Origin of the sequence: Succinivibrio dextrinosolvens, assembly GCF_900116345.1 — a bacterium.
In the GTDB taxonomy this organism is placed as follows: domain Bacteria; phylum Pseudomonadota; class Gammaproteobacteria; order Enterobacterales; family Succinivibrionaceae; genus Succinivibrio; species Succinivibrio dextrinosolvens_B.
In genome coordinates this window covers 14,647-33,634 of record NZ_FPAH01000017.1, presented here as the reverse complement: position 1 = coordinate 33,634, position 18,988 = coordinate 14,647, and the positions used below count along the sequence as shown (strand labels likewise).

Sequence of the window (18,988 nt, the reverse complement as noted above, 5' to 3'; positions counted from 1 at the left end):
AACAGCCTTTTTATATCTATATTGATAGGATTTGTTGGATTTCTTGCTTTCAGATACATTCCACAGACTAAACCTTTAAGACCTGTGGCTTCTTTTATGGTCGAGTCTCTTCCGGTATGTCTTTTCTTTATTCTGTTTTTCTCCTTCTGCAAGCTTGAAGTAAGGGAGATGAAACCTCGCAGATGGCATCTTTATCTGGGAGTGGTCCAGATTATTTCTACCGGCATATTCGTGGCCATGATTTATTTCTTCGGTAACAAGCTATCTGATAAAACAGTTTTTCTTTTAGAAGGAATCATCATATGCACTATCGCTCCCACGGCTGCCTCAGCAGCTGTTATGACAGCAAAGCTTGGCGGTAATGAATCATCACAGACATCATATACAATTATCAGCAATATCATTGCTGCAGTTTTTATTCCACTGTACTTTCCTCTGATATGTACTACCATATCCGGAGTATTTTTTGATGATTTCCTTTTTATCTTAAGAAAGGTTTTTCCTGTTCTGGTTCTGCCACTGATTTTTTCAGTAATAATCAGAGTATTTTTTCCAAGACTTTTAAAACTGATTAACAGTGCCAAAGAGATCGGTTTTTATTTATGGCTGTTTACCCTATCCATTCAGTCTGCGAGAATTTTCCAGAACGTGGCTAATTCAACTACAGGAAATTCCTTCCTCTGTACCCTTTTTATTGTAGGATTTGCGGTAACACTGCTGCAGTTTGCAATCGGAAAATACTTTGGTCATATAGATCAGCAGCGTATCAGTGCAGGTCAGGGCTTAGGTCAGAAAAATACAGTATTTGCCATCTGGATTGCCATTATGTTCCTTTCACCAGAAGCGGCTATCGTTCCAAGCAGCTATCTTCTGTGGCAGAATCTTGTCAACGCTGTACAGATGAGACTCAGAGACAAGGACTCACAAATACGAAAGGAAAAGGGACTGGAACCTTATCAGGAATAACATGCTAAAAGATTTATTAAAGAAACTTAAACCCTACACTCTGTTAATTGCGGTTACACTTGGTTTTCTTGTATTCTGCTTTTTCAATTTTGCGCAATTCTCAAAACCGCTAAGGCCAGTAGCTCACGTTGTCGGCGAATCTTTACCGGTAATACTTTTCTTTATTCTGTTTTTTGCTTTCAGCAAAATAACTCTGCATCAGATGAAACCAAGAGCATGGCATTTCATACTTGTTATCTATCAGGTTACAGGAACTGCTCTTTTAGCCCTTTACCTTAAGTACTTTCCGGATTCATCGGATATAGTCATTCTTGAGGGTATACTCATCTGCGTTATTACCCCAACCGCAGCTTCAGCCTCGGTAATTACAGGCAAACTAGGAGGCAATGAATCAGCCCTTACCACCTATATTATTTTCAGTAATCTTGCTGCAGCTGTTGCTATTCCGCTGATATTTCCTCTGTTCTGCGATATGGGAAATAACTCCTTCTTTCATGACTGCATCTTAATCTTAAATCACATCTCCCCAATTCTGGTACTCCCAATCATCCTAACTGTAGTCATCAGAACCGTAAGCCCAAAGCTACATCAGTTCATTCTCAGAAATACTAAGGATATCGGCTTCTATATGTGGGCATTTATCATTGTGGTGGTATCCGCAAAGACCTTTTCCAATATTGCAGCCTCAGATAAAAGCGGTCTTGAAATAACGATTATGGCAGCAGTCGGCTTTATTATGACAATTCTGCAGTTTGTTCTGGCAAAGGGAATTGGTCAGTTTGGAGGTCAGAGAATCAGTGCAGGTCAGGCCTTAGGACAGAAAAACATGGTTTTTGGCCTATGGGTTACCCTTACCTATCTGAATCCTACCGTTGCCATTATTCCTGGCACCTATATTCTGTGGCAGAACGTAGTAAACGCCTGGCAGATGTGGTACAGAGAGAGAAATCTTCGAAGATGGGAAACTACTGGAGAAAAACCTTATCAGGAATAATCTCAAAGCTTCTGTCAGAGAAGAATCCTCATATAAGGATGCCGGTTAGATTTAACCGGCATTTACTTTTAAAGGGGGAAAGATTAAAGATGATTATTTATTACGCTCAGCATCAATCAGCTTAACGAACTCATCACCATTCTTATCGGTGTAGATAGAACGAACTGATAAGGTTGCCTTCATGAATGCATCTGCATCAACATTGTCGTTAACCTGGATACCGGTCTTCTTCATCTCCTCAACCATGGTAACTTCCTGCTTAGCATTAACTTCACGCTGATACTTAGCAGCATCACGGGCACATTCAACAAGAAGCTTCTGCTGATCAGCTGGCAGCCTGTCGAACTTCTTCTTGTTCATCATTACGGTAACAGCAGTATATGCATGATTGGTCATAGACAGATACTTCTGAATCTCATAGAACTTTCCTGCATATAGAGTTGAGATTGGGTGGTCCTGAGCCTCAATAGCACCGGTTTCCATTGCGGTATATAGCTCACCGTATGCCATTGGAACAGGGTTTGCCTTTAAAGCCTCAAAAGTTGCTACCAGCATATTGCTCTGAGGAACTCTGATCTTAAGTCCGGCACAGTCCTCTGGCTTAACAATAGGCTTGCGGCTGTTGGTCATGTTACGGAAACCATTCTCAAAATAGGCAAGACCTTTTAAGCCTAATGGCTCTAGAGTCTGATACAGTCTGTCACCGATTTCACCGTCCAGAACACGATATGCATGAGCCTTATCCTTGAAGATGAAAGGAATATCAAGTACAGCCATTACAGGAGATAGACCTGAAGCAATACCGCCACCAACCATGGCAATATCGATTGTTCCTGAACGTGCACCAGAAACAATAGCCTGAGAGTTACCTAAGGTACTGTCAAAGAAGGTCTTGATTTCAATCTCGCCCTTTGACTTTTCCTTTACCTGCTCAGCAAAGTAAACTGCGCCCTGACCCTGAGTATTATCCTTTGATACGTCAGTTGCAAAACGAAGGGTTGTCTTTGCCTCTGCCTGCATTGCAAAGCTGGCACCAATGATAGTTGCCAGAATAACTGCTAAGGTTTTCTTCATATGTGTCTCCTTAAAAAGAAAATTACAGTAAGCTAAATAAATCTGTTTAAACCATATTAATCCTTTAAAAAAAGCTGTGTGCCGATTTACTTTCCTATCATGAAATTCAATGGTCCAATGATTATCTCAGGGAATATCAGGAACAGAATCAGTAACAGCAGAAGAGATCCTGCATAAGGCAGAATACCAATTACCGAACGTTCAAAAGGTACACGGGTTACACTTGATACCACATTCAGAACATTACCAACAGGTGGAGTAATCAGACCAATTGAACAGCAGATAATGAACATTACACAGAAATAGATCTCGTTGATTCCGGCCTCATGAATTAAAGGCATCAGAACAGGTACAAGAATCAGAACGATAGGGATCAGATCCAGAACCATACCCATTACGGTAAGAAGAATCAGAATCAGAGCCAGCAGGATCTTTGGACTGTCAATCATTGGTCTTAACAGTTCAATAACAGTTCCTGGGAGATCGGCTACAGTCATAAGCCATGCTGAAACCTGAGCTGCAGCAACCATCATCATAATGACACCGGAAGTTTTTACGGTATTCAGCAGAGCACCGTAAATAGCTTTTAAGGACAGCTCACGATATACACAGATTGAAATGAAAAGAGCGTAAACAGAGGCTACTGCACCAGCTTCAGTTGGAGTAAAGACACCTGTCTTGAAACCGCCGATGATAATTACAGGGAGCATCAGAGCCCAGATACCACTCTTAAAGGAATCCCAGATCTCTTTTCCTGAAGCCTTTGGTGCTGACTCATACTTACGGGCTCTTAAACTCCATACAAAACATAGAGTTACACCCATCAGAACACCTGGAACGATACCGGCTAAGAACAGCTGAGAAATGGAAACAGAAGCGGTTACACCAATTACGATAAATGGAATTGATGGAGGAATAATAGGAGCAATAATACCACCGGATGCAATCAGGCCAACTGAACCTTCCTTAGGATAGTTTGCCTTTGTCATCATAGGAAACATAATTGCGGCAATAGCGGCAGTATCAGCAGCAGGAGAACCTGACAGAGAGGCCATGATTACAGCTGCAATAATAACCACATAGCCAAGACCGCCGGCTTTGTGACCGACAAGTTTCATAGGCAGGTCAACAAGTCGTTTTGCCAGACCGCCAACATTCATAATATCTCCGGCAAAGACGAAGAAAGGAATTGCCAAAAGAGTGAAATTGTCAGCACCATTGATGAGACTCTGTGCCACAATCTGAGGGTCGAGCATATCCATATACCACATCAGACCGAAACCGCACATCAGAAGGGAGAAGGCAATAGGAATTCCGATTGCGACGGAGCCTAGAAGAATAGCCAGAAATATTGCAACAGTCATCTTTATTCAGCCTCCTTCTGAGTATCTCTGTCATTTTTACGGAACAACCTTAATAGTCTGATACAGAGCATGACAATCATGCCGAAGCTTCCGACTAAACCTGCGGAGTAAACATAACCTAAGGAAATGCCGGCTACAGGGGAATGATCAGTGATATTTACCTCGGTCAGATCAATACTGCCCAAAAAGAACAGAGCACAGCCGATTATCATGGCAATTTCACATACAATCTTGAGGGTGAACTGTACCCACATAGGAAATTTCTTACGGATGAAATCCACATAGATATGACTGTCATCTCTTACTGCGATGATGGCACCGATGTAAACAACCCATATAAAAAGAAATCTTGAGATCTCCTCGGAGAAGACAATACTGGAATTAAAAATAAAGCGAAGTGCAACGTTGACAATTACCAGTACTGACATAACCACCAGAAGGATCACTGAAAAGATGTCAAGTGACTTGGAAATTACTTGACTTATTTTCTCCATTTTAGACTCCTTTTTAAACATAAGTTTTAGTCATGAACAAAAGTCTACTTAATTTTTATTAAAAAAAATGTCTAGATGTTCACAGATAGAACTTATGTATAGTTTATTAACACATAACCCTATTCTCCAATAGAGAACATCAAAAATAAATAGCTTATAAATCAATTTATAATATCTTTTATAAGGAAAACTATTAGGATTTGTTTTTTGTCTAAGTTTTCTATTTACAGTTGTGACATATGCTTTAGAAAACGTTCAATGATTACTTTACTATTATTTAGATATTAAAAAGTCACATTTCAATTTATAGGAAAAAAGTAAGATTCCGGACAAAATTATGATCATTAAATGCGTGATTATGGGAGTAAGCGGAAGTGGTAAGTCCACAGTAGGAAAAGCTATTGCCAATCACTTCAAAGCCAGTTTTATAGATGGAGATGATCTTCATCCTCGTGCCAATATCATCAAAATGAAATCAGGAATTCCTCTTGATGATGAAGATAGAAAACCCTGGCTTGAAAGAATCAATGATGTCTTTTTCTCTTTTGAAAACAGACACCAGTCAGGTGTTGTCGTATGTTCCGCTCTAAAAAAGAAATATAGGGATATGCTCAGAGAAGGCAATGAGGGGCTTATCTTTGTCCATCTTTATGGCAGTAAAGATCTGATTAGAGAACGTATGTCCAGAAGACAGGGGCATTTCATGAAGGAAGAAATGCTTAATTCACAGTTTGCCGCTCTGGAATTTCCTGATTCAGAGGCAGATGTCATCAATGTAGATATAAGCGGCAGTCCAGAGGAAATTGTAAAAAAGGCAGTATCTCAGATAGAAAAGAAGGTTGCTCATGAATAAAGTTATTGAAGAAGTTACCAAACGAATTGAAAGACGCTCAGAACAGACAAGAAAAGCCTATCTTGAAATGATTGAAGCTCAGGCAAAGGTTCTGCGTGACAGAGATACCCTCACCTGTTCTAACATCGCTCATGCCGCAGCAGCTGCTGAAGATGAGACCAAAGAGAATCTCATTACCGGTAAAGGGCCTAATCTGGGAATTGTTAGTGCCTACAATGACATGGTCAGTGCCCACTGTCCTTATAGAGACTACCCATCAAAGATATCCGCAAGTGCACTTGCAGCAGGAGCATCTAGTCAGGTGGCAGGCATGGTTCCTGCGATGTGTGACGGTATTACACAGGGACAGCCTGGTATGGATATATCTCTATTCTCAAGAGATCTGATAGCCCAGGGAGTTGCAGTAGCTCTATCTCACAACATTTTTGACGGTATTCTGCTTTTAGGTATCTGCGATAAAATCGCTCCGGGACTTCTGATGGGAGCTGCTGCTTTTGCCCATCTGCCGACATCATTTATTCCTTCAGGACCAATGGGAACAGGAATCTCCAATAAGGAAAAATCAGAAGTAAGACAGGATTTCGCAGCAGGAAAAATAGATAAGATTGCTCTGCAGAGAATGGAATGCAAATGCTATCACTCCAAGGGAACCTGTACTTTCTACGGAACTGCCAATACCAATCAGCTGGTACTTGAGGCGATGGGAATGATGCTTCCTGGTTCTGCATTTGTTCCACCAGATACTCCTCTTAGAGAAAAACTGACTGATTATGCTGTAAAACAGATGGTTGGCAATACCCGACTGGGTGGGCACTTCAAGCCTTTATTAAAGACTCTGACAGCAAAGAATCTGGTTAACGGACTGGTTGCACTTCTAGCCTCAGGAGGCTCTACCAATCATACGCTGCATATGCCGGCCATCGCCCGCAGCGCTGGCTATATCTTAACCTGGCAGGACATAAGCGATCTCTCTGAGGTAGTTCCGCTATTAGTTCAGGTATATCCTAATGCCTCATATGATATCAACGCGCTGCAGAATGCGGGAGGTGTACCGGTTTTACTAAAATCCTTATCCAGAAGAGGTCTTCTGCATGAGGATGTTGAGACTGTTTTCGGCAAATTCGAAGATCAGCTGAAAACACCAGTAATAAATGGAGACAAACTTGAGTTTGTAGATTGCGGAGAATCAAAAGATCCTAATGTAATTATCTCCGATACGGGCTGTTTCAGAGAACAGGGAGGACTTAAGGTTCTACATGGAAACCTAGGAGACAGTGTCATCAAGATCTCAGCAGTTGCCAAAGAGCATCAGCATGTAACAGCTCCAGCAAGAGTGTTTAATTCACAGTATGATGTCCAGAAAGCATATAAGGAAGGCAAACTGAATCAGGATGCTGTAATCGTGGTTCGCTATGCTGGTCCTGCCGCCTCAGGCATGCCAGAGCTGCACACGCTTATGCCGGTTCTGGGAAATCTGCAGAAAGCCGGATACCATGTTGCCCTGCTTACTGACGGAAGATTATCCGGAGCATCAGGAGGTATTCCTTCTGCCCTTCACTTATCACCAGAGGCTGCAAATGGAGGACTTATTTCTCTTCTGAAAGACGGTGATCTCATTGATTTTGATGCAGAAAAAGGAGAAATCAACTGCCTGACCTCACTTGAGAACAGACAGGCGATAACACCAGATCTCGAATCAGAGGAACAGACCTACGGCAGAATGCTATTCAGAGTCTGCCGTGAAAATGTATCGCCTGCGGATCAAGGTGCAAGTTTTATCTTCAAGGCTGTCTATGTAAGAGATTAGAAAGCTTTTAGGCTCTAGAACAAGAAATCGTCGATTGGGGGGCTGTCTGATGACTGCCCTCCTTTTAAATACGATAGGCTATTTCCTTTACTTTATGTGAACAGAGATAGAGATATAGAATTATCCAAATCAGTTTTGAAAGAATAGGCTCTTTTCCTGCAAATGGATAACTTTAATCTCCTACGCTCTAGGCGTTATTCTTCTCAAAGTAGAACTTGTTTTCAATTCCCAAAGGATAACCTTTTTCATCCACACCTTTGGTCATATCAATAGTTGTTTCATACTTAAAGCCAAATAAATGTACCTCTTCAGTTGTTCCTCCCAGATCATGGAAGGTATCATGAAGCTTCAGCATAGGTTTAACATTGATACTGATAACTATTTTATTATCTTTAATATCTACCACAGTCCCATTACTTAAGCTTAAATCAATGCCTTTAGATAAACTAGCCATTCTACTGAAATTAGGTATCAGTTCAGGTAATCCCATCGGGCCGAATGTTATTGCAGTGTATCTGGCACCTCCACCCTGCATGAGATGTGTCGTCACATAAGGGATAAATTTCTTGTCTATAGATCCAAGCAGTTCATGAACTTTTTTCACTTTCTCCTCATCATCCTTTATTTCAGTAATATCTGTATCATTGATTCTGGTAATAAAATTTCGTGTCACGTCTGTATCGAGATCTTTATGCCAGCCGTTCTGTGTCTCATCAAATTTATTATTATTTTTATTATCTACCTGACTGTAGAAAATTGCTTTCAATCCAAAAACTGGATGATTAGAGAATAGATCGGCATGGTTTTTTAAAACCTCATCACTGATATTATTCAGGTTAATGATCGACATCAGATCTCTGTCTTTTTTCATTGTTTTAACTATATTGTTAGCTATTCGCTGCAGCGATATCGGCTCATCATAATCATCCTTTAATCCATTTTTCCGAATATAGCCAATCACGAGACCTTTAAGAAGAGTGGTTACGGCTTTTCTTTTCTCCTCAGGGAAATCTGCCACAGCATTGTTAATCTCCGGAAGATTTTCAGTCTGTTTCAGTTTCAGAATCAGGTTCAGATTATTCTTATACTCTTCCTGTGACAGTTTCTGCGTCTGCTCAGTAATCTTTGAAATCGTACTTCCAGCTCTGGAGATTATAAACTGAGTCTTAATTTCCTTAAGGGTAGAAAGTGCAGTTAATAGAGCTTCCTTCTGATCTGCTCTCTCCTTGAGAGAGACTCTCTCCTGTTCGTTGACAATAATATTCTGTCCATCCGCATCTAAACTATCAGAATGCTCCTTTAAAACATTCTCAAAAACAGGAAGCATGATTCTGGTGATATTACCGAATTGGACGTTACTAGTCTCCTTTTCATCATCCTCTGTGGAATTGAGCATTGTATAGTTGACCATTACCCTCATATATTCAGATATCTGCTCAGAAGTCAGTTTTTCATTTCCGGTCAGCTCTCTGCATTTATTCATAATCTTCTCAGCCGCCTCAAGGACTGCGAGATAATGGCCATCTCCTGCCTGCATCATCAGAGTACGGATGTGACCTTGAATCGAACGGTTAGCATTAAGAGTTTTCACAATTTTTATATAATTGTCGACTTTCTCAGGATCATTGTCGGTAAAACCAATGATCTTTGGAATTTTATCCACAGGAAAATTATTAGGCAGCCCAGTGACGAGTTTTTCGGTATTTTGTTTTAACACCTTATCACTGTCATTTTTTAAATAGCGATCCTGTGGCTTATCTGTCTTTTGCAGATTGGAAGTGTTGTCCGCATGGAGTTCCCCATCCCCTCCAGCTCTTAAAAGACCACCTATGAGACTTGAGCCTTCACCATCCTTGTCTTTGATAATACTGTCAATGCCATTAATTACTTTGGCAGCAATACTTTCAGGAGTAAAACCATTTTCAAAAGACTTCTGGATGTATTCATTGAGTTTGCTTTTAACTGTGTGTATCAGTCTTCCTGTAAGCTCATTAAGCTGATCTCTTTCAAATGCTTTTAACGAGGGCATCGAGAGCAAACTTTTAAGTTTACGGGCAATCCCCCAATCTTCATTACTAAGAATCTCAAGCTGTGCAGGATTATTGACTGCCCCCTGAATAATTGCTTCAACGAATTTGATTTCCGAGAATTCCTTACCTTTTGCATACTTTGATATAAAAGAGCTTAAAGACATGCCTTCGCCATTCAATACGATGGAGTTTGGGCCGTAACCGTCCTTAAAAATTGTATTGGCATACTCTTTTAATGTTTCATTTGCACTTTTGGCAGTCTGAATCAGATTCCTGAGCTTTTCCATCTTTAAACTTGTATTATTTGAAAAATGATCATCAATGGAATCACGGATCACCTTTGCAGAATGAACAATAGGAGATTTTCCAATCTGTGACTCAGCATATTTTTTAACATGATCCTTGAGCATGTCTGTAAAGTAGATGTTCTGCCGCAGGATCTCCATTTTATCCAGTTCCTTCTGCTGCTGAGCATACCCTCTGACAAATATTCTCTTAATAAAGCTTACGAACATATTATCTCGGTGAGCAGGCGGATTAATAACCTTAAAGTTGCCCTGCGAGTCAAGAGTAATCTCTCCTTCCTTTTTTATGAGCTCATTAAACTGCTGATCCGTCAGCCTCATATTCTGGTGCTCTTGGAAGTTAAACTCTCTTAATTCATTTCTATTAAGATTAGAAAGATTAATATTGTCAGTCATAAAGCACCTCTCAGTTAAACAGGAAGGTTTGATAGCATTTCAGTAATGTCATAATTTACTTGTTCTACATGCTCAGGAACTGCTGAAAATCCCTTATTAAACTCTTCTATAAGCTTTCTCTGACGTTCCAGCGCCAGACCGAAATGTTCCGGATCGGTATTCTTAAGATCAACAGACTGTTCTATAAACAGACTTCCATCCAGATAATTAAACTGCAGTCCGAATTTCTGACTGGAATTAAAACTTAAAAGATTCAGTATATTCTCCTCATTAAGAGGGCTTTCCAGAACATTGATAAGCTTCAGCACTGCGGCAGCCGGATGAAATTCAAGCAGACACCCGAAGCCATCCTTCAAATCAAGACGGTTGAAATTGTGTCTTAAATCCTCAACAGAGATATTCATCGCTCCTAGAAGACTATGAAATTTCTCAGAACTCTCCTTAATCGTTGAATCATCATAGGACAGAGCGGTTTCACCACTGCCTTCAACAAAGATTATGGTTCTTGCTAGAAGATTCAGAATCCGGTTGAATTCCTGATGTTCAAGCCCATCACAGTTAATTCTGTGCATAAGTGCAATCTGATGCTCCTCAGGAAGGATAAAAAGACAGGCTCTTCCGGAAAAGGCAGTCAGATTGAGTCGACTGCTGAAATAGTCATATTTTTCGAGAAGCTCGCTCCTGTCCATCTCTCCTGCAGTCAGTACCACAGAGAATACAAATTCTGTAATCTCGTCCTTATGCTGTTCCTCGATACTGCATACAATTCTGGTATCAAAGAGCAGCATATACGAACCGTCATCCTGAGGACTAAGTTCATCAACATACTGGTTCTTTAAGCCCAGATCTAAAAAATAATTGCGGATGTACTGTTCCAGCACGGTTTTCTCCTTATGCGTAAACGCCTTATACTACATAGTTATTTCTCTACTGAGCCTGGTCATGATTTACCTTTTCTACAGATATTTTGGCTTCTATACCCAAAGGATATCCGTCCTTATCTACACCCTTAGTCATATCAATCGTGGTTTCAATCTTGTATGTGTAGAACTTTGTGGACTCCTTACTTACATCAAGATCCAGCTCATTGTATTGAGGGTTTATATAAAAACTGTGGTCTGTTATCGTAGTAACAACTATCTTGTTGTCTTTTATATCAACAAAATTTTCGCTTTTGGTATTTGTGTTCAAGCCATGTTGCTGTCCGTCAAGAATATTGAAATCAGGGAAAATACCAACAATTCCCTCATTAGGGTGTTTCAGATCATTTGACTGTAAAGTATTAACCACGTATTTTCCTGAGCTGCCTTGCATGAGGAATGTAGATAAGAAGCCTCTAAAGCTAGGGTCAATTTTGTTAAGCTCTTCCTTAACCGCATTAACTTTTTCTTCCTCATTTTCAATCTGGGTTATATCAACGTTATTAACTCTTGCAACAAAATTTCGTTTTATATCCCTATCAAGGGTTACATTCCAGTTATCAACAATATGTTTTTTCCCTTTTCTGTATAAATAGTCAGACTTAATGCCTATTTCAGGATGATTCAAGAACTGCTGAACCTGAGCTTGTAAAAACTGTTCAGTTGGCATTTGCATATTCAAGGTTTTCATCAGATAGCTGTCCTTACTCAAGAGCTGGGCATATTGATTTGCAATTGTCTGCAGAGTTAGTCGATTGCCCTTTGAATCATTGAGGCCGTGCTTTGCTACATGCTCTCTTACAATACCCTTAAACAGCTTGGAAATTCCAGATCTAACTCCCTCAGGGAAAGAGTTCAGAGCCTGTTTTATCTCAGGAGGAGTTGTTGGGCGGTTCAGCATTAAAACCATCTTGATATTATCTGCAAACTCTTTTTTGTCATGGTCAATCTGTTGCTCAGTAAGTTTAGAAACAGAACTACCGACACGTCCTGGAATAATCTGTTCTTTTGCTTCGACGAGTACAGCACGAATAGTCTGAAGAATATTCTGATGTCTCTCTATTGCATCACTGTCAGGTGAAGCCTCACCATTCTGGAATTTGTGCTGCAGATCCAGCCTCATCTCTTCGGAATGCTCCTCTATAGCCTGTTCAATAGCAGGAAGCGTAATGTTTTCAATTCCATCAAATGCATTATTGAGGAGCCTATCATTATTTTTAGCCAGCATACTGTAGTTGACTAAAATTTTTATGGTCTCGGAGAGCTTATCTTCAGTGATTTCCCCTTCTCCCAGAGCATTGGAAACATAATTAAGAATATCCTCTCCCTTCTTAATTAGCTCTGATATGTCAAAACGATCTCCGCTGAAAACTAGAGCATTTACAGAGTCAGCACCAGAATTGTTCGTATTAACTTTCTTGATAGTATTGATGTAATTGTCAATCTTTTGCGGATCGTTATTGTTAAAGGCAATAATTTTTGAAATATTCTCCGCAGGCACGGAAGGAAATGCTTTCACCAGTTTTTCTGTATTTTCCTTGAGGGTCTTATCTCCATTCTCCTGTACCAGAGGCCCAACAGGGGAGGTTGATTTTTCAAGGCCGGTGATATTAGCAGGAGCAAGACTGCCACCTTCGCCGAAGATACCAGATATTGATGAGGAGTTGGCGCCATTGTTATCATTGATAAGGCCGTTAATGCTGCTCATAACTTTTGCAGCGATACTCTCTGGAGAATAACCTCCAGAAATAGCTTTCTGAATATAATCATTAATTTTGTTTCTGATGGAGCCTGTCAGATTTCCAATTAAATTATTAACCTGTTTCTGATCAAATGACTTAGGAGATGGCTTTGAAAGAAGTGTTTTTAGTTTCTTGGCATTATCCTTCTGTGAAAGATCTTCAAACTGTTCAGGATTATTGACTGCATTCTGAATAATAGCTTCAATGAATTTTGTTTCAGAGAATCCTGACCCTTTTGCATATTTTTCCATAAAAGAGCTTAAAGACAAGCTCTCTCCATTTAGTCCGATAGATGAAAGTCCACAGTTGTCCTTCAAAACTGAATTGGTATACTGTTTTACAGTTTCATTTGCGGTTTTCGCAGTCTGAATCAGACCATTGAGCTGTTCCATCTTAAAGCTTGTATTTCTTTCAAAGTGAGCATCAATGGAGTTGCTGATGTTCTGTGCAGTCTGTACAACGGGAGCATTTCCTATCTGAGAGGCAGCATAGTTTTTGACATGCTCTCTGATCATTGCATTAAACTGGACATTCTGACGCAGCGCTTCCATTCTGTCCAGCTGCTTTTCTTTCTCTACATAACCTCTGACAAAAATCCTCTTGATGAAGCTTACAAGGAAATTATCTCGGCTTGCAGGTGGATTGACGACCTTGAAATTACCTTGGGAATCAAGAGTAATCTCTCCTTCTTTTTTTATGAGCTGAACAAACTGCTGCTCTGATAACAGATTCTTATGAGACTCAAAATCAAAGGTTCTTAATTGAGCATTATTAAGATTGGATAGATTAATGTTGTCACTCATAATTATCTCCTTTTCAGAGCGGAAGCCCCTATAACCAGCGTTTAGTTTCCCTATAGATAAAAACTGCAGAGAATCTTTTTAGAGTTAAGCCGCAGATACAGGCTAGAATCTAACAGCAATGACAGGATAATCATTTAGACATAATCACATTGACATAGCATTATCTGTCTGTTGTTAAACCGAGACTTTTTTAAACATCTAATAAACATAGTATGGGTCAAGTTCTCAAAAAAAATTGAGAATAAATTCACGTTTATATATTTTTGTAGCTACAAAATATATTTTTATTTAAAAAAGAAGGAGTTCTTTTTGAAAAAGAAATTGGGAAAATAAAACAGGAATCAAGAGAAGAACTGCAGAAAGCTGAAGGATTACATGGCAACCAAGAAGCAGAATTTAAAGTAAATATTACAAAAAACTAAATTCCGAAAATCTTCTTAGTCGCCTCCTGAGTTATAACTATTTGGTACCGCCAACGGTAATTGAGTCAATCTTAACAGTAGGCTGTCCAATTCCTACTGCAGCGCCCTGACCTGCCTTACCGCACATACCAATACCGCAGTCAAACTCAAGATTGTTACCAACCATTGAAACCTGCTGCATGGTCTTTGGACCATTACCAATCAGAGTAGCTCCCTTGATAGGAGAGGTTACCTTGCCATCTTCGATGAGATAGGCTTCTGAGGCAGAGAAAACAAATTCTCCTGAGGTGATATCCACCTGTCCTCCCCGGAAGTTGACCGCATAAATACCTTTCTTAACAGAGGAAATGATTTCATCTTTATCAAACTCACCATTCTGCAGGAAGGTATTGGTCATTCTTGGAATAGGCATGCAGTTATAGCTCTGACGTCTTCCGTTACCGGTTGGCTTCATCTTCATAAGCATAGCATTCTGCTTATCCTGCATATAGCCTTTGAGAATTCCCTTTTCTATCAGAACGTTACATGCAGTATCAGTACCTTCATCATCAAATGACAGGGAGCCACGGCGATTTGGAATAGTACCGTCATCAATAATAGTACAGGCGCTTGAGGCAACCTTCTGCCCGATTTTCCCTGAATAGGCTGAGGAGCCAGTTCTGTTGAAATCACCTTCAAGGCCATGACCTACAGCCTCATGAACCAACACACCTGGCCAGCCTGCACCTAATACCACAGGCATAGTTCCCGCAGGAGCAGGAATGGCTTCCATATTTACAGAGGCAATTCTTACAGCTTCTTTAGCAAGATTGTCTAAAGTATCATCCTTAAGCAGGGTATTGAACAGAACCGCTCCGCCGGTAGCAGCAAAGCCTTCTTCCTTACGGCCGTTATGTTCCATAACTACACTGATGGTGATATTGCAGATTGGTTTAATATCCGCTCTGGCAGGACCATCAGTTGGCATTACCATGGTGGTGGAATATGAGCAGTTCAGACTGCCCATAACCTGAACCACTCTAGGATCCAGAGCTCTGGCCTTCTTATCGAGAATCTCAAGAATTTCAGCTTTTCTAGCCTTATCCATAGCTGCAATCGGATCATCAGCAACATAAAGAGGTTTTGTTTCCTTAGTGCTTACAACAATCTTTTCGCGATTACAGCTGTGACCGTGACTGATGCAGTGAGCAGCGGTACAGGCCTCCATCAGAGACTTTTCATCGAGCACATCTGAATAGGCAAAACCTGATTTTGCACCTAATACAGCTCTGACACCTACACCCTGAGAGATACTGAAGGAACCGCCTTTGACGATACCTTCCTCCAGGAAAAATCCCTCGGCCACGCTTCTTTCAAAAAACAGATCACCGAAATCTATTTCTCTTGAATTCAGAAGATTAAGAGCCTTCTGAGCAACCTCAAGATTTATATCTGTGTTATTCCACAGGATTTTAGAGGCCTTTTCGTATGTATTCATGCACAAACCTTTGAGACTGGGATATTAAGACCAAATTCTCTTAAAAACTTAACAACTTCATTAATAGGTAAACCGACAACAGAACTGACCGAGCCCTTAACTTCGGAGATAAAAATGGAAGCTATTCCCTGAATAGCATAAGCACCGGCCTTGTCATCGCATTCGCCGGATGAGGAATAGTTCCTGATGAAATCATCATCCAGGGGATCAAAGCTTACTTCTGTTGAGACTACCTTGCTTCTCACAAGACTGCCCTTTTGTACCGTCACTCCAGTGTAAACAGTATGAGTCTGTCCCTGAAGCATTTTTATCATCCTAAAGGCATCATCTCGAGAGGAAGGTTTTCCAAGGATCATACCATTAAAACAGACTACTGTATCAGCTGCAACCACAACAGTATCGTCATGTTTCTTCGATATATAGTCAGCTTTTAATCTGGATAAACGTAATACAAGTTCGCTGGGAGTTTCTCCCTGTAGAGGAGATTCATCAATGTTGGGGATCTCCACCTCAAAAGGAATTCCAAGATAACTCATGAATTCTTTACGACGAGGAGAACCAGAGGCAAGAATAAGTTTAGTCATTTATCTAGTCTAATTTTTCTTTTTCGTCAGAAGCGACTGAGAAAGTCGAACAGAGAATCAGACAGATCCAGTAAACAATCGGCCAGAAAACTGCTGTAGATATTGAAGGGATCAGGAAATTGATCTCATAATAGCTTCTACCGATAATATGCTCAATCCAGTAACACAGAATGGTTACCAGAAAGTTGATGATTCCTACAATAATAATCTGCTGCCACAATTTATATTTATAGAAATTCTTAAACTGGGTTGTTATCAGATATATCTGAGCTGAAATAATCAGAGCATTAATTCCCAGCGGTGCACCTGTTGCCAGATCAAGAAAAATTCCCACAAGCCAGCTGGTTTCAATTTTCAGACTGAAATTACTGTATACAGAGAAAAACAGTATGATTAAAGTCAGAAAATCAGGTCTATTGAGAGAAACAACTTCAGGCAGATGAATGATCTGAAGAATCAGACCAACAAAAAGCATTGGTACCAAAAGCAACAGAAATGAGTTTCTATTTTCTTTTCCGCTAATCATTTGTACCACCTACATTGGTTTTCTTTTCATCAGTTTTTGCTGAATTTGTATTCTTATCGCCTTTCTTTACAGATAAGGTATCTATAAGCTCTTTAACCTTTTTCTGATGAAGAATAGTCTTGTCATCAGTCATCTGTTTTGCCTGAAGAGCGTATTCTTCGGCATCAGCCTTATCACTACTAGTTCCAAACATCAGAACATAACGCATCTTATCGGTTTCAACCAGAGGTCTGGCCTTAATTGCAGCAAATGGCTGAGAATCAGAAATACCGACTGAAGTTACAATAGCTACAGGATAACCTTTTGGATAGACTCCACCGATTCCAGAGGTAAGAAGCATATCCCCCTCTTTAATATCAGCAGTTCTAGGCACGTTATTGATAATAATCTCGGCATGAGAACCAGAGCCGACACATATAGCTCTTACAGATGATCTTGAATCAATAACAGGAATCTGACAGTTTGGATCAGTTAAAAGCAGTACTCTTGAGAAGGAGTAATTTGCTTCCATAACCTGTCCGACCAGACCACGGTCTGTAATAACAGGCATTCCCTCATAAACATCTGAACTTGTTCCACGATTTACGGTAACACGACTCAGATAAGGATCAGGATCGACATCCACAACCTCAGCAAAAAGTCTTTTGATATTCTGTCTTACAGGAGAATTTAACAGCTTGCGTAAAGCCTGATTCTCATCCTCAAGATCTTTTAGTCTCAGAGTATTGGCTCTTTGCATGAAGTTTTCTGTAGAAAGCTGTTCGTTCTCTTTAATAAGTTCAGAATGACTCTTGAACTGAGTAGACATCATCTTGCCAACAGAATGGGGAGAATCAGCAAAAACAAGTACAGGATATAAGGCAGATTCAACGTAATATCTGAAATCTGACAATAATTTGGAGCGGACATCCAGAGCCATAACTACGAGAGTTAACAGCAGGACAAATCCGAATCGGAAGTGAACTAGAGAATTCTGCTGATCTGAGCTTTTCAAATCAAATCCTTCATCAAAACAAAACGCCCATCAAGGATGATGGGAGTTCATTAAAACCTCTACTGCAGGACGACCTGAAAACTTAAAAGCTTATCTGCGTCATCCCGCATCAGTATTAATAATTATGTACTAATTAGTCAAAAATCTCGTTGTCCTGAGCATCGTACATCTCAAGAGCCTTACCGCCACCACGAGCAACGCAGGTTAGAGGATCCTCTGCAATAGTTACAGGAATACCAGTTTCCTCACGTAGCAGCTTATCAAGGTTGTGAAGTAATGCACCACCACCTGACAGCATCATACCGTGCTGAGCGATATCAGCAGCAAGCTCTGGAGGTGATTTCTCTAAAGCAGTACGAACTGCAGCAACGATACCCTTGATAGGATCAGATAGAGCCTCAAGGATTTCATTTGAGTTCAGAGTGAATGAACGAGGAACACCTTCAACAACAGATCTTCCGCGAACTTCCATCTCGTGCATTTCCTGCTCAGCATAAGCAGAACCGATTTCAATCTTAACCTGTTCAGCAGTTGCCTCACCGATTTCATAACGCTTGGTATTTCTTACGTAATCAATAATTGACTGATCGAAACGGTTACCGCCGATACGAACAGAACTTGAGTAAACAATACCGTTTAAGGAGATGATAGCAACCTCAGTGGTACCGCCACCGATGTCAACAATCATAGAACCTTTTGCCTCAGAAACAGGAAGACCTGCACCGATAGCAGCAGCCATAGGCTCAGTGATCAGGAATACCTCTGATGCACCTGCACCTTCAACAGACTCACGAATTGCCCTGCGCTCAACCTGAGTAGCACCGCAAGGTACACAAACCAGCACACGTGGGCTTGGCTTGAATGGCATAAAATGAGAGCCCTGCAGAACCTTTGAAATGAAGTACTGCAACATCTTTTCTGTGTACTGGAAGTCTGCAATCACGCCGTCCTTCATTGGGCGAATAACTTCCAGATTGTCAGGGCTACGACCTAACATTGTCTTTGCGGCCTTACCTACAGCATCAACTTTGCGCTGAGCTCCACCATTTCTATCCAGACGAACAGCCACAACAGAAGGCTCGTTTAATACGATACCTTTATTCTTGATATAAACTAGAGTATTTGCAGTTCCCAAATCGATTGATAAATCGTTAGAGAACATGCTACGTAATTTCTTAAACATTTATTAGGGTCCAAATGCCAGGATTATTAAGGCTATATTTCTTTTTTACTGTCC

At 40.4% G+C, this 18,988-nt stretch carries 15 protein-coding genes; 4 read left to right on the top strand and 11 right to left on the bottom strand.

Annotated elements, in window-relative coordinates; genetic code table 11:
• Positions 1-96 precede the first annotated feature (96 nt).
• A complete protein-coding gene (locus BM308_RS07005) occupies positions 97-966 on the top strand; it encodes a bile acid:sodium symporter (RefSeq protein WP_177214428.1) in 870 nt (289 codons plus the stop codon).
• Position 967: 1 nt separating this feature from the next.
• Complete coding sequence (locus BM308_RS07000; protein WP_074944023.1) at positions 968-1,960, top strand: bile acid:sodium symporter family protein; 993 nt, start codon at positions 968-970, stop codon at positions 1,958-1,960.
• A gap of 93 nt (positions 1,961-2,053) precedes the next feature.
• On the opposite strand, the gene BM308_RS06995 is transcribed toward BM308_RS07000, so the two are convergent.
• The 3 genes from BM308_RS06995 to BM308_RS06985 all read right to left on the bottom strand — a co-directional run bounded on the left by BM308_RS06995 (position 2,054) and on the right by BM308_RS06985 (position 4,892).
• Positions 2,054-3,034 (bottom strand): DctP family TRAP transporter solute-binding subunit, encoded by a 981-nt coding sequence (locus tag BM308_RS06995; RefSeq protein ID WP_074944022.1) that lies wholly within the window; start codon positions 3,032-3,034, stop codon positions 2,054-2,056.
• Positions 3,035-3,120: 86 nt separating this feature from the next.
• Positions 3,121-4,398, bottom strand: coding sequence for a TRAP transporter large permease subunit (locus BM308_RS06990; RefSeq protein WP_074944020.1), 1,278 nt, complete (start codon positions 4,396-4,398; stop codon positions 3,121-3,123).
• A gap of 2 nt (positions 4,399-4,400) precedes the next feature.
• On the bottom strand, positions 4,401-4,892 hold the full coding sequence (locus BM308_RS06985) for a TRAP transporter small permease (RefSeq protein ID WP_074944019.1): 492 nt from the start codon (positions 4,890-4,892) through the stop codon (positions 4,401-4,403).
• A 337-nt stretch (positions 4,893-5,229) separates the two neighbouring features.
• Here BM308_RS06985 and BM308_RS06980 point away from each other — a divergent pair, with 337 nt between their 5' ends.
• Together BM308_RS06980 and edd are read left to right on the top strand one after the other, a co-directional pair.
• Entirely contained in the window at positions 5,230-5,745 is a 516-nt protein-coding gene (locus BM308_RS06980; protein WP_074944017.1) for a gluconokinase, read from the top strand.
• Complete coding sequence (gene edd / locus BM308_RS06975; protein ID WP_074944015.1) at positions 5,738-7,552, top strand: phosphogluconate dehydratase; 1,815 nt, start codon at positions 5,738-5,740, stop codon at positions 7,550-7,552. The genes BM308_RS06980 and edd overlap by 8 nt, the downstream gene beginning before the upstream one ends.
• A 187-nt stretch (positions 7,553-7,739) precedes the next feature.
• Here edd and BM308_RS06970 read toward each other — a convergent pair whose 3' ends face one another.
• The 8 genes from BM308_RS06970 to BM308_RS06935 form a co-directional block, all read right to left on the bottom strand.
• Entirely contained in the window at positions 7,740-10,283 is a 2,544-nt protein-coding gene (locus tag BM308_RS06970; RefSeq protein WP_074944014.1) for a hypothetical protein, read from the bottom strand.
• Positions 10,284-10,297: 14 nt separating this feature from the next.
• Entirely contained in the window at positions 10,298-11,164 is an 867-nt protein-coding gene (locus BM308_RS06965; RefSeq protein ID WP_074944013.1) for a type III secretion system chaperone, read from the bottom strand.
• A gap of 46 nt (positions 11,165-11,210) precedes the next feature.
• On the bottom strand, positions 11,211-13,748 hold the full coding sequence (locus BM308_RS06960; RefSeq protein ID WP_074944011.1) for a hypothetical protein: 2,538 nt from the start codon (positions 13,746-13,748) through the stop codon (positions 11,211-11,213).
• A 459-nt stretch (positions 13,749-14,207) separates the two neighbouring features.
• Positions 14,208-15,647: a metalloprotease TldD gene (tldD, locus tag BM308_RS06955; RefSeq protein WP_074944009.1), complete on the bottom strand. Its 1,440-nt coding sequence runs from the start codon at positions 15,645-15,647 to the stop codon at positions 14,208-14,210.
• Positions 15,644-16,231, bottom strand: coding sequence for a Maf family protein (locus BM308_RS06950; protein ID WP_074944008.1), 588 nt, complete (start codon positions 16,229-16,231; stop codon positions 15,644-15,646). Before BM308_RS06950 ends, tldD begins: the two co-directional genes overlap by 4 nt.
• Before the next feature lie 4 nt (positions 16,232-16,235).
• Complete coding sequence (gene mreD, locus BM308_RS06945) at positions 16,236-16,757, bottom strand: rod shape-determining protein MreD (RefSeq protein WP_074944006.1); 522 nt, start codon at positions 16,755-16,757, stop codon at positions 16,236-16,238.
• A complete protein-coding gene (gene mreC, locus BM308_RS06940; protein ID WP_074944005.1) occupies positions 16,750-17,751 on the bottom strand; it encodes a rod shape-determining protein MreC in 1,002 nt (333 codons plus the stop codon). Before mreC ends, mreD begins: the two co-directional genes overlap by 8 nt.
• A gap of 133 nt (positions 17,752-17,884) precedes the next feature.
• Positions 17,885-18,934, bottom strand: coding sequence for a rod shape-determining protein (locus BM308_RS06935; protein WP_074839047.1), 1,050 nt, complete (start codon positions 18,932-18,934; stop codon positions 17,885-17,887).
• Positions 18,935-18,988 lie beyond the last annotated feature (54 nt).